Origin of the sequence: Streptomyces sp. NBC_01381 (genome assembly GCF_026340305.1) — a bacterium.
Classification (GTDB): Bacteria; Actinomycetota; Actinomycetes; order Streptomycetales; family Streptomycetaceae; genus Streptomyces.
Genome location: NZ_JAPEPI010000002.1, coordinates 2,248,474 through 2,260,240, shown reverse-complemented (window position 1 = coordinate 2,260,240; position 11,767 = coordinate 2,248,474). Strand labels below are relative to the sequence as shown.

General features: G+C 67.7%; 12 protein-coding genes and 1 pseudogene. 5 read left to right on the top strand and 8 right to left on the bottom strand.

Going from position 1 to position 11,767, the window contains the following annotated elements; genetic code table 11:
* The first annotated feature begins 79 nt into the window (after positions 1–79).
* The 4 genes and pseudogenes from OG453_RS31720 to OG453_RS45400 all read left to right on the top strand — a co-directional run.
* The gene (locus OG453_RS31720; RefSeq protein WP_266871988.1) at positions 80–751 is read left to right on the top strand and encodes a sporulation delaying protein family toxin; all 672 of its coding nucleotides are present in this window, start codon (positions 80–82) and stop codon (positions 749–751) included.
* A 92-nt stretch (positions 752–843) separates the two neighbouring features.
* Positions 844–1,443 (top strand): SdpA family antimicrobial peptide system protein, encoded by a 600-nt coding sequence (locus tag OG453_RS31715; protein ID WP_266871987.1) that lies wholly within the window; start codon positions 844–846, stop codon positions 1,441–1,443.
* Positions 1,443–2,393: a sporulation-delaying protein SdpB family protein gene (locus tag OG453_RS31710; protein ID WP_266871986.1), complete on the top strand. Its 951-nt coding sequence runs from the start codon at positions 1,443–1,445 to the stop codon at positions 2,391–2,393. Before OG453_RS31715 ends, OG453_RS31710 begins: the two co-directional genes overlap by 1 nt.
* A 56-nt stretch (positions 2,394–2,449) precedes the next feature.
* A pseudogene (locus OG453_RS45400) lies at positions 2,450–2,542 on the top strand (hypothetical protein); the annotation flags it as partial.
* A 10-nt stretch (positions 2,543–2,552) separates the two neighbouring features.
* Here OG453_RS45400 and OG453_RS31705 read toward each other — a convergent pair.
* Entirely contained in the window at positions 2,553–3,203 is a 651-nt protein-coding gene (locus tag OG453_RS31705; protein ID WP_266871985.1) for a MerR family DNA-binding transcriptional regulator, read from the bottom strand.
* Between the two features lie 54 nt (positions 3,204–3,257).
* Here OG453_RS31705 and OG453_RS31700 point away from each other — a divergent pair, with 54 nt between their 5' ends.
* Entirely contained in the window at positions 3,258–3,545 is a 288-nt protein-coding gene (locus OG453_RS31700) for a hypothetical protein (RefSeq protein ID WP_266871984.1), read from the top strand.
* 29 nt (positions 3,546–3,574) lie between these two features.
* On the opposite strand, the gene OG453_RS31695 is transcribed toward OG453_RS31700, so the two are convergent.
* The 7 genes from OG453_RS31695 to OG453_RS31665 form a co-directional block, all read right to left on the bottom strand.
* Positions 3,575–6,118 (bottom strand): sensor histidine kinase KdpD, encoded by a 2,544-nt coding sequence (locus tag OG453_RS31695; protein ID WP_266871983.1) that lies wholly within the window; start codon positions 6,116–6,118, stop codon positions 3,575–3,577.
* 86 nt (positions 6,119–6,204) lie between these two features.
* Positions 6,205–6,891, bottom strand: a complete 687-nt coding sequence (locus OG453_RS31690; RefSeq protein WP_266871982.1) for a response regulator — start codon at positions 6,889–6,891, stop codon at positions 6,205–6,207.
* Between the two features lie 103 nt (positions 6,892–6,994).
* Complete coding sequence (locus OG453_RS31685) at positions 6,995–7,660, bottom strand: potassium-transporting ATPase subunit C (protein ID WP_266871981.1); 666 nt, start codon at positions 7,658–7,660, stop codon at positions 6,995–6,997.
* Between the two features lie 5 nt (positions 7,661–7,665).
* The gene (gene kdpB, locus OG453_RS31680; RefSeq protein ID WP_266871980.1) at positions 7,666–9,801 is read right to left on the bottom strand and encodes a potassium-transporting ATPase subunit KdpB; all 2,136 of its coding nucleotides are present in this window, start codon (positions 9,799–9,801) and stop codon (positions 7,666–7,668) included.
* Positions 9,798–11,462: a potassium-transporting ATPase subunit KdpA gene (gene kdpA / locus OG453_RS31675; protein ID WP_266871979.1), complete on the bottom strand. Its 1,665-nt coding sequence runs from the start codon at positions 11,460–11,462 to the stop codon at positions 9,798–9,800. The genes kdpB and kdpA overlap by 4 nt, the downstream gene beginning before the upstream one ends.
* An 8-nt stretch (positions 11,463–11,470) precedes the next feature.
* Entirely contained in the window at positions 11,471–11,560 is a 90-nt protein-coding gene (gene kdpF, locus OG453_RS31670; protein ID WP_242330691.1) for a K(+)-transporting ATPase subunit F, read from the bottom strand.
* Positions 11,557–11,715, bottom strand: coding sequence for a hypothetical protein (locus OG453_RS31665; RefSeq protein ID WP_266871978.1), 159 nt, complete (start codon positions 11,713–11,715; stop codon positions 11,557–11,559). Before OG453_RS31665 ends, kdpF begins: the two co-directional genes overlap by 4 nt.
* Positions 11,716–11,767: the final 52 nt, after the last annotated feature.

Sequence of the window (11,767 nt, the reverse complement as noted above, 5' to 3'; positions counted from 1 at the left end):
TAGTCACACGACGGGGGGAAAACGTGTTGACCGCACGTGGGTTACCCCCTGCCGTTTTCACCGACTCAAGGGGAACCCAATGAAAATCAAGCAGCGCGGAATCCTGGCTGTTGCCGGCATCACGACGGCAGCCGTTTGCGTGGTGGGGTCCAACGCGGTTGCCGCGGACACCGGCACGGACACGGCCAAGGCGGCGGTCAGCGCTCCTGCGATATCGGCCAAGACCGACGGCGAGAACATCTTCCGAGGTCTGTTCTTCTCGCAGGGCAAGGTCGGGAAGGACCTGTCCCGGCTGGATCTCTTCTCCGAGGCGCGTCAGCACCTCGACAACGAATCCGCTGACGAGAAGCGTGCTTCCGACGCCGTGATCAAGCTGATCAACAAGAAGTCGCCCGGCTTCTTCGCCGACTTCAGCAAGAAGTCCCGCAGCGGCGACCCGCGCAAGGTGGAGCGGGCGGTCTCCGAGGCCCAGGCAACGCTTCTCTCCGTGGCCAAGGAAGACAAGTCCGCCATGCCCGTGGAGAACGGCCAGCGCTGTGGCGTCACCGTCGCAGTCGGCGCCGCGGTGGTGCATGTCGCGGCCGTCGTGACGGCCGCCGGTGCCGTTGTCACCGTCACCGTCGCGGTGGGCGCCAACTTCGTCAAGGGCAAGAACTGGTTCTGGAGCGCCCAGCCGACCGGCGGCGACGGAACGCAGCTGTCGAAGGACGAGGCTGTCGCCCAGGTCACCAAGGCACTCAAGGCCGCGTAAGCAGCGCCCGGTGAGCGGGGGGAGGCTGCAGACTCCCCCCGCTCACCGGCTCTGCCGCATGGCGTCCATTGGGGGCAAGGAACCACATCGAAATGAAAAGCAAACTCCGATATCTCTACGACGCCTTCAGTCAGCACAGAAGCGATTCCGTCGCTGTCTCGCCGAAGGCGATCGTCTCCATCATCCTCATCTGGGCTGTTGTCATCCTGTACGCGGTCCAGGAACAGTTGCCCAAGAACGTCATTTCGCTGCCGGCCCAGAAAGAGGTCAGGCACACCGTGGTGAACATGGCTCCGCAGGGGTGGGCGTTCTTCACCAAATCCCCGCGCGACCCGGAAGTGATTCCGTTCAAGAGGGAATCGGGCAACTGGGAATCGAAGTCGCTGACGCCGCACGCGGAACCGCGAAACGCTTTCGGGCTCAACCGTGCGTCACGTGCCCAAGGCGTCGAGATAGCGATGCTCCTTTCGGGCGCGAAACAGGACGACTGGCATTCCTGCGACGACAGCAGAGCGGCCTGCCTCGAAAAATTCGGCGCGGCCGCCCGAAGCATCGACAACAAGCAACCGAACCCCACGCTGTGCGGGACGATCGGCTTGTCGGCGGAGCGTCCGACTCCCTGGGCCTGGCGTGACCTCGTCCCGGAGACCCACACCCCGGAGCGTGTCCTGGTTGTGGAGGTGACGTGCTGATGCGACAGCGCACGATCACCCTTCCCTGGGGCACGGGCTACGGACTGGCCCGTACGCTGCTGGCCCTGGGCACCTTGGGCACGCTCGCGTTCAGTGACGCCGCCTCCCTCTTCCAGGAAGTGGCGACCGTCGGCCAGTACCCGCTGTGCCAGGGAGTCGCCGGCGGAGGCGCCTTCTGCCTCGTGGAGCCCGATCACTACGACACCGTCCGCTGGCTGTGCTGCGCCGTCCTGCTCGTCGCGGCGAGCGGATGGAGGCCCTGTCTCACCGCCATTCCCCACGCCTACGTGGCGTTCAGCGTCTTCACCGGCATCTCCATCCCGGACGGCGGCGACCAGATCACCTGGGTGCTCACCCTGCTGATCGCTCTGGTGTCGCTGGGCGATTCCCGTCGCTGGCACTGGACATCCGCCCAACCCTCCCTGCCCGCCCCGGAACAGCGCGGCACCCTGGCGCTGATCGGTGTCAGCGCGATCTACGTGGCCCGCGTCCAGATGGCCGTGCTGTACTTCCAGTCGTGCGTGGCCAAACTCCCGCACGCCGAATGGGCCGATGGGACCGCCCTGTACTACTGGGTGAACAACGACGCGTTCGGGGCGGCGGGCTGGCTACGCCCTGCGCTCAACGCCGTCGTGCAGAGCCCGGCAGGCGTCGCCGCCATGACCTGGGGGCCGCTCGTGCTGGAGATCGCCCTGGCCGCCGCTCTTCTGATGCCTCAGAAGGTGCGCTGGATGCTGCTGCCCGCCGGAGCGCTCTTCCATCTCTCCATCGCGGTGACCATGGGCCTGTGGAGCTTCGCCCTCGCCATGTGGGGCGGCCTGCTCCTGCTCCTGGCACCGCTCGGCCACGACCCGGACATCGGCTCCATGCTCCGCAAGTCGCTCCGCCGGACCAGCTCGCCGGAGCCCACGCCACCACGTGAGCCGGCCAAAGAAGGCGTTCCAGCCTGACCGCAAGGAGCCGGTTCTCCCGGATGCATTGCCTCCCTCCAAGGCACGGTCACGACATGGTCGCCGACGGCTACCGCTTCGACGTCGTCGGCGCCCTGGTCTGCCTCGCCGGGATGGCGGTCATCATGTACGCCCCGCGCGGCAACTGATCACGTCGGGTCACGCGTTCAGTTGGGCGCGAATGAGCGTGTCGAGTCGCTGCCATGCCGGGGACGAGGCATTGACCGTGTCCTGGATGAGGGCGGGGATCTCGGAGGCCGCGTCCAGCCCGGGCAGTTCGTCGGGTCCGTAGCGTTCCCGGGTCGCCTCGGCGATCCGGCGTGCGACTTCGTCGATGCGGGGATCGTCGGCGTCCAGGTCGTACGCGTGGTCGTAGTCGAGGAAGAGCTGCCGTAGCGCCGGGTCGGACAGGGTCTCGGCCTGGTCGTGGAACAGTGAGGTCGCGCGGTCCGGGTGGGTGGCGAACACGAGGATCCACAGGTCGCGTTGCAGATCCACCCATCGAGGCGTGAATCCCCAGCGTGCCAGGTGCTCCAGATGGGCACCGACCTCGGTGGACAGCGGCGCCAGATGCCCGGCGGCGAGCCGGCGCAACCGCCCCTGCGTTGCCCGCAGGCCGCTGATGCGGGCGGTGAGCACGTCGTCGATCTCGCGCAGCGCCTGCTGGAACTCCTCGTCGGTCGCTGATCTCAAGTGCCGGATACCGGACGCATCGCGGTCAGGCTCGGGGAGCAGCCCCTTGTCGTGGTAGACGCGGATGGTCTTGATCGACACACCGATGTACCTGGCCAATTGACCGATGGTGATCATCCGGCCATCCCTCCACTTGGCCTTTCCCCAGGGGCAGGGTTGCACGATGGCGTCATGGAGAACACGAATGTCGATCGGGAGACCCTGCGCGAGCTCGCCGACGGGGGCAACGAGACCGCTCTGGACCGGCTGGCCGACCTCGCCGACGCAGCCGGCGACCTCGGCGAGCTGAGCGAGCTGTTGGACGAGGGATCCATGCACGCTGGGTTCCTGCTCACTGGGCGCGCTGCCGCGACCGGCGATCTGCGCGAGCTGCAACGGATCTCCGACGCCGGGTACGACGGGGCCGGGGGCGAGCTGGACCGGCTACTGAAGGCACCGACCGCCGGGCATCGGGACTGAGACTCCGACCGGCCGCCGATCGGCCGCGTTCACGTCGTCTTCTCCGCAGAAAGCTCTGGCCGGGAGAGAGGCAGGCCGTCCGCCATGCGCAGGCTGAGCGCCATCGTCAGGCCGCCGCCGGGGGTGTCCTCGGCGATCACGGTGCCTCCCATCGCCTCGACGAAGCCGCGGGCCACGGCGAGGCCCAGGCCCACTCCGGCTCCGCGCGGTGCGTCGCCGTAGCGCTGGAACGCGCCGAAGATGCGTTCCTTGGCCTCGTCGGGGACTCCGGGGCCACGGTCCACCACGCGCAGTTCGACGCGGTCGGCGATCGTGCTGGCGGCCACGAGGACGGGTTCACCGTCCGGGCTGTACTTGACCGCGTTCTCGACGATGTTGGCGACGGCTCGTTCCAGGAGGCCGCGGTCGACGGCGACCATCGGGAGGGTCTCGGGGATGTCCAGCTCGACGCTGTTCTCCGGTACGCCGCCGAGGGCCATCGGGACCACCTCGTCGAGGTCGGTCCGCCGGATGACGGGGGTGACGGTACCGGTCTCGAGGCGGGAGACATCCAGCAGGTTGCCCACCAGGTGGTCGAGCCGGTCGGCGCCCTCCTCGATGCCGGCGAGGAGTTCGTTCTGGTCCTCCTCGGACCACTCGATGTCGTCGGCCCGCAGCGAGGTGACCGACGCCTTGATCCCGGCGAGCGGGGTACGCAGGTCATGGCTGACGGCAGCCAGGAGCGAGGTGCGGATCTTGTTGCCCTCGGCCAGCCTGCGGGCCTCCTCGGCCTCCCCGACGAGCCGCTGCCGGTCCAGTACGACGGCGGCCTGGGCGGCGAACGCGCCGAGGACGCGTCGGTCCTCGGCGGGCAGGACGCGGCCCGTCAGGGCGAGAGCGAGATGGTCGCCGACCGGCATGCCCACGTCCGCGTCCTCGGGTCGGCCTGCGGACCGAGGGCCCACGACGGCGACGCAGGACCAGGGCTCGGACTCCTCGCTGCGCTCCAGTAGTGCCACCGACTCCATGACGAAGGTCTCCCGCACCCGTTCGAGGAGAGCGTCGAGGCTCGTCTCGCCCCGCAGAACGCTGCCGGCGAGGAAGGAGAGTGTCTCCGCCTCGGCCCTCAACCGGGCGGCCTGATGGGTCCTGCGGGCCGCCAGGTCCACGACTGAGGCAACGGAGATCCCGACCCCTATGAAGATCACTAGGGCGACGATGTTGCGGGGGTCGGCGATCGTGAGCTCGTGGACCGGCGGGGTGAAGAACCAGTTGAGCAGCAGGGATCCGACAGCCGCCGAGGCAAGGGCGGGGCGAAGCCCGCCGAGGAGAGCCGCAGCGACGGTGAGGGTGAGGAAGAGCAGGACGTCGTTCGCCAGCCCCACGTCGGGGATGGCGGTGCTGAGCAGCAGGGTCAGCAGGGCCGGGCCGATGATGCCGACCAGCCAGCCCCAGATGGTCCGCGAGCGGCCGAGCCGCGCGCCACGGGCGTCGGGCAGCCCGCGGCCCTTCGCCACCTCGTCGTGAGTAACGATGTGGACGTCCAGGTCGGGGCCCGATTCCCGGGCGACCGTGGCGCTGACACCAGGACCGAACACGTAGTGCCAGGAGCGGCGGCGGCTTACGCCGAGGACGATTTGGGTGGCATTGACGCCCCGGGCGAATTCGAGCAGGCCGGAGGAGATGTCGTCGCCTATGACGTGGTGGAAGGTACCGCCGAGGTCCTCGACGAGGGTCCGCTGGACGGCGAGTTCCTTGGGCGAGGCGGAGGTCAGACCGTCGCTGCGGGCGATGTAGACGGCGAGGACCTCACCGCCCGCGCCCTTCTCCGCGAGGCGGGCGGCGCGCCGGATGAGCGTCCGGCCCTCGGGGCCACCGGTGAGGCCGACGACGATGCGTTCCCGGGAGCCCCAGATCTTCGAGACGCGGTGCTCGGTACGGTACTCCTGGAGGTACTCGTCGACGCGGTCGGCGGTCCACAGCAGGGCGAGTTCGCGCAGCGCGGTGAGGTTGCCGGGGCGGAAGTAGTTGGAGAGAGCGGCGTCGACCTTGTCCGGCTTGTAGATGTTTCCGTGGGCCATGCGGCGGCGCAGGGCCTGCGGGGACATGTCGACCAGTTCGATCTGGTCGGCGCGGCGCACGACCTCGTCGGGGACGGTCTCCTGCTGCCGTACGCCGGTTATCGACTCGACGACATCGCCCAACGACTCCAGGTGCTGGATGTTGGCCGTGGAGACGACGTCGATGCCGGCGGCGAGCAGTTCCTCGATGTCCTGCCAGCGCTTGGTGTTGCGGCAGCCGGGGACATTGGTGTGCGGAAGTTCGTCGACGAGCGCCACGGCCGGTTTCCTGGCCAGGACCGCATCGACGTCCATCTCGGTGAAGCTGGTGCCCCGGTACTCGACGCTTCGGCGGGGGAGCTGTTCGAGGCCGTGGAGCATCACCTCCGTGCGGGGACGGTTGTGGTGCTCGACGAAGGCGACGACGCAGTCCGTGCCGCGCTCGACCCGGCGGTGGCCTTCCGAGAGCATCGCGTACGTCTTGCCGACGCCCGGTGCCGCGCCGAGGTAAATCCGGAGCTTTCCGCGTCCCATAATGTCGATTCTCGGTTGAAGACGGACAGGATGTGTATGCCTCACGCCGGACGAAAGCCGACCACCAGACGGGGTCGGCCGGATCGTCACGCTTCGAAGCGGTAGCCCATTCCAGGCTCGGTGACCAGATGGCGGGGGTGGGCGGGGTCGGCCTCCAGTTTCCGCCGCAGCTGGGCCATGTAGACCCGGAGATAGTTGGTCTTTCCCCTGTAACTGGGCCCCCAGACCTCCGTGAGCAGCCGGCGCTGGCTGACGAGCACCCCGGGATGGGTGACCAGGATCTCCAGCAGGTGCCACTCGGTCGGGGTCAGCCGTATGTCGCGGTCCCCGCGCCGGACTCTCTTGGCCAACAGGTCGACGGTGAATTCGTCGGTGCCGACCACCATGGCCGTCTGGGTCGGTGGGGGCGACTCGATCGTGCGGCGTGTGGCGGCCCGCAGGCGGGCAAGGAGCTCATCCATGCTGAACGGCTTGGTCATGTAGTCGTCGGCGCCCACGTCGAGGGCGCGGATCTTGTCCTCGGAGCCGCTGCGCGCGGAGAGGACCAGGACCGGGGCCCGGCTCCAGCCCCGGAGGGCCTTGATGACCTCGATGCCGTCCATGTCGGGCAGTCCGAGATCGAGCAGGATCAAGTCCGGTTGCTCGGCCGCCACGAGCCGGAGGGCGGTGGCACCGTCGGGTGCCGCGTCCACCGTGTACTTGCGCGCCTGGAGATTGATCACCAGGGCGCGGGCGAGCTGTGCGTCGTCCTCCACGACAAGCACCCGGGTCATCGGCGTGCTGCCTTCCTCTTGTCGTCCCACGTGCGGCGGGAGTCGGCGGGCCCTCGGGGCGATCCGGGCCCGCCGACTCCCATCCTCTGTTGCGATAAGGCCATCAGCCCTTGGTCAGTTCCTTGAGCGCGATGTTGAGCTGGAGGACGTTGACGCGGGGCTCGCCGATGAAACCGAGGATCCGGTCGTCGGTGTGGTCGGCGACGAGCTTGTCGACCTGCGCGACGCTCAGGTGGTTCTTCTCCGCGACCCGGTGGGCCTGCAACTCCGCGTAGTCCGGGGAGATGTGCGGGTCCAGGCCCGAGCCGGACGAGGTGACGGCCTCGGCCGGCACATCCGATGGCTTGACCTTGAAGTCGGCCGTGGAGTTGTCCTTGACGACGGCCGCCTGCGCGTCCTTCACCTGCTTGATCAGGTCCTTGTTGTCACCGGCGAGATTGGTGGCACCGGACAGGATCAGCTGGTACTGCGTGTTGACGCTGTTCTCCCCGAGGCCGTTGGAGGGCCGCGGCTGGAACCACTTCAGGTCCGGCTCCGCGGTCTCCTGCCCCTTCTTCAGGGGCAGGTCGTAACGCTGTCCGATGAGCTCGGAGCCGACGACCTTGCCCCCGCTCTTGATCTCCGAGCCGTTGGCCTTGTCGTTGAACAGGCCCTGGGCGATCCCGGTGACGGCGAGCGGGTAGATGACGCCGCAGATCACGGTCAGCACGAGCAGCGCCCGCAGGCCCGCCCCCAGCAACCGCGCCGTACTAGCCACTGAATTGTTCATAGTGATCAGCCGATTCCGGGGATGAGAGAAATGATCAGGTCGATGATCTTGATGCCGATGAACGGCGCGATCAGGCCGCCCAATCCGTAGATTCCGAGGTTTCGACGGAGCATCTTGTCCGCGCTGGTCGGCCGGTACTGAACGCCCTTCAGGGCGAGCGGAACGAGCGCGATGATGACCAGCGCGTTGAAGACGACCGCGGAGAGGATCGCGGACTCGGGCGAGGCCAGGCCCATGATGTTGAGCTTGTCGAGCGACGGGTAGGCGACCGTGAACATGGCCGGGATGATCGCGAAGTACTTCGCGACGTCGTTGGCGATCGAGAACGTCGTCAACGCGCCCCGGGTGATCAGCAGTTGCTTGCCGATCTCCACGATCTCGATGAGCTTGGTCGGGTTGGAGTCCAGGTCCACCATGTTCCCGGCCTCCTTGGCGGCCGAGGTACCGGTGTTCATAGCCACACCCACGTCCGCCTGGGCGAGAGCCGGGGCGTCGTTGGTGCCGTCACCGGTCATCGCGACGAGCTTGCCACCGGCCTGCTCGCGCTTGATCAGCGCCATCTTGTCCTCGGGCGTGGCCTCGGCGAGGAAGTCGTCGACACCCGCCTCCTCGGCGATGGCCTTGGCGGTCAGCGGGTTGTCACCCGTGATCATGACCGTCTTGATGCCCATGCGCCGCAGCTCGTCGAACCGCTCCCGCATGCCCTCCTTGACGACGTCCTTCAGGTGGATGACACCCAGGACACGGGCGCCCTTGTCGTCCTTGACCGCGACGAGCAGCGGCGTGCCGCCGGCCTCGGAGATCTTGTTGGCCAGCGTGTCGGCGTCGTCGGCGACCGTACCGCCGTTCTCGGTGACCCAGGCGATGACCGATCCAGCCGCGCCCTTGCGGGTCTGCTTGCCGTCCACGTCCACACCCGACATACGGGTCTGGGCGGTGAACTCGATCCAGGTGGCGTGGGACAGCTCGCCCTGGTGGCGCTCGCGCAGCCCGTACTTCTCCTTCGCCAGTACGACGATGGAGCGGCCCTCGGGCGTCTCGTCGGCCAGCGAGGACAGCTGGGCGGCGTCCGCGACCTCCGACTCCGTCGTACCGCGCACCGGCACGAACTCCGACGCCTGGCGGTTGCCCAGCGTGATCGTGCCCGTCTTGTCCAGGAGCAGCGTCGACACGTCACCGGCCGCCTCGACGGCCCGGCCGGACATCGCCAGGACGTTGCGCTGCACCAGGCGGTCCATGCCGGCGATGCCGATCGCCGAGAGCAGCGCGCCGATCGTCGTCGGGATGAGGCAGACGAGGAGCGCGGTCAGGACGATCATCGAGGTCTGCTCGTCGGCGCCCGCGTAGATCGCGAACGGCTTCAGCGTCACGACGGCGAGCAGGAAGACGATCGTGAGCGAGGCCAGCAGGATGTTGAGGGCGATCTCGTTCGGGGTCTTCTGCCGGGCAGCGCCCTCGACCAGGTTGATCATGCGGTCGATGAACGTCTCGCCCGGCTTCGTCGTGATCTTGATGACGATGCGGTCGGACAGCACCTTTGTACCGCCGGTGACGGCCGAGCGGTCGCCGCCGGACTCGCGGATGACCGGAGCCGACTCGCCGGTGATGGCGGACTCGTCGACGCTCGCGACACCCTCGACGACGTCACCGTCGCCGGGGATCACATCGCCGGCCTCGCAGACCACCAGATCACCGATCTTCAGCTCGGTGCCCGGGACCCGCTCCTCGTTCTTGCCGACGAGGCGGCGGGCGACCGTGTCGGTCTTGGCCTTGCGCAGCGTGTCGGCCTGGGCCTTGCCGCGGCCCTCGGCCACCGCCTCCGCCAGGTTGGCGAAGATCGTGGTCAGCCACAGCCACACCGCGATCGCCCAGCCGAACCAGTCGCCCGGGTCCTTGAGCGCCAGCACGGTGGTGACCACCGAGCCGATCAGGACCACGAACATCACGGGCGACTTGACCATCACCCGCGGGTCGAGCTTCTTCATCGCGTCCGGGAAGGACTTCAGCAGCTGCTTGGGGTCGAACAGACCCCCACCGACACGTCCGGCCGGCTGGTGTCCGCCGGACAGGTCGCCATGGGGCGCCTTCGTCGGAGTCGTGGTGGACACGTTGTCCTCTTGCTTCGTCACGTCGATGTTCATGCCGCGAGCCCCTCGGCGAGCGGTCCCAGTGCGAGGGCCGGGAAGTAGGTCAGACCGGTGATGATCATGATCGTGCCGACCAGGAGGCCCGTGAACAGCGGCTTCTCGGTCCGCAGCGTGCCCGCGGTCTCGGGGACGGGCTTCTGCTCGGCGAGCGAGCCCGCCAGGGCGAGGACGAACACCATGGGCAGGAACCGGCCGACCAGCATCGCGATACCGATCGTCGAGTTGAACCACTGCGTGTCGGCGTTCAGACCCGCGAAGGCGGAGCCGTTGTTGTTGGCGCCGGACGTGTACGCGTAGAGGATCTCGGAGAATCCGTGCGCGCCGCTGTTCGTCATCGAGTTGGCTGGGGTGTCCAGGGCCATCGCCGCGGCGGTGAAGCAGAGCACCAGCGCCGGGGTGATCAGGATGTAGCAGGCCGCCAGCTTGATCTCGCGGGTGCCGATCTTCTTGCCCAGGTACTCCGGCGTACGTCCCACCATCAGGCCCGCGATGAACACCGCGATGATCGCCATGATCAGCATGCCGTAGAGACCAGAACCCGTACCGCCGGGCGCGATCTCGCCGAGCTGCATGCCCAGCAGGTCGATACCGCCACCGAACCCGGTGTTCGAAGAATGGAACGAGTTCACCGCGCCCGTCGACGTCAGCGTCGTCGCGACCGAGAAGATCGCCGACGCGCCGATGCCGAACCGGGTCTCCTTGCCCTCCAACGCGCCACCGGCGATGTCGAACGCCGGACCCTTGCCCGCGAACTCGGTCCACAGCATCAGTCCCGTGAAGACGAGCCAGATCGTGGCCATCGTCGCCAGGATCGCGTAACCCTGCTTGAGCGAGCCGACCATGCGGCCGAACGTGCGCGTCAGCGCGAAGGGGATGACGAGAATCAACCAGATCTCGAACAGGTTCGACAGACCGTTGGGGTTCTCGAAGGGGTGCGCCGAGTTGGCGTTGAAGTAACCGCCGCCGTTCGTGCCCAGCTCCTTGATGACCTCCTGCGAGGCCACCGCCCCGCCGTTCCACTGCTGCTGACCGCCCATGAACTGCCCGACCTCGTGGATGCCGGAGAAGTTCTGGATCGCACCACAGGCCACCAGGACGAGCGCGCCGATCACCGCTATCGGCAGCAGGATGCGGACGGTGCCGCGCACCAGGTCGGCCCAGAAGTTGCCCAGCTCACCGGTACGGGAGCGGGCGAAGCCGCGGACGAGGGCGACGGCGACCGCGATGCCCACCGCGGCCGACACGAAGTTCTGCACCGCGAGGCCGCCGGTCTGCACGACGTGGCCCATGGCCTGCTCGCCGTAGTACGACTGCCAGTTGGTGTTCGCCACGAACGAGGCGGCGGTGTTGAACGCCTGGTCCGGGTCGATCGACTTGAAGCCGAGCGAGCCGGGGAGCGAGCCCTGCAGCCGCTGGAGCAGGTAGAGGAAGAGAACGCTCACCGCGGAGAAGGCGAGGACGCTGCGCAGGTAGGCGGGCCAGCGCATCTCGACGTTCGGGTTGGCGCCGATCGCCTTGTAGATCCACTTCTCGGGCTTGTAGTGCTTCTCCGAGGAGTAGACGCGGGCCATGTAGTCACCCAGCGGCCGGTAGGCGAGGCCGAGAGCGACGATCAGCGCGAGGAGCTGGAGGACACCAGCGAGGGTGGGACTCATATCCGTACTCAGAACCTCTCCGGCTTGACGAGGGCGAGGACGAGATAGCCCAGCAGGGCGACGGCCACGATCAGGCCGACGATGTTTTCGGCAGTCACAGCTTGGCCACCCCCTTGGCGATGAAAGCCACCAGCGCGAAGACCGCGATCGTGGTGACGACGAAGGCCACGTCGGCCATCGTGAGCTCCTGAGTGAAGAACGGATTCTCGGACCAGACGAGGAAACCGCTTTTCAGCCACCACATGGCTCTCATTAACGCCCTCCTTACGCCCCGCAGCGCCGTCTTGACGCATCCCCTACGGATC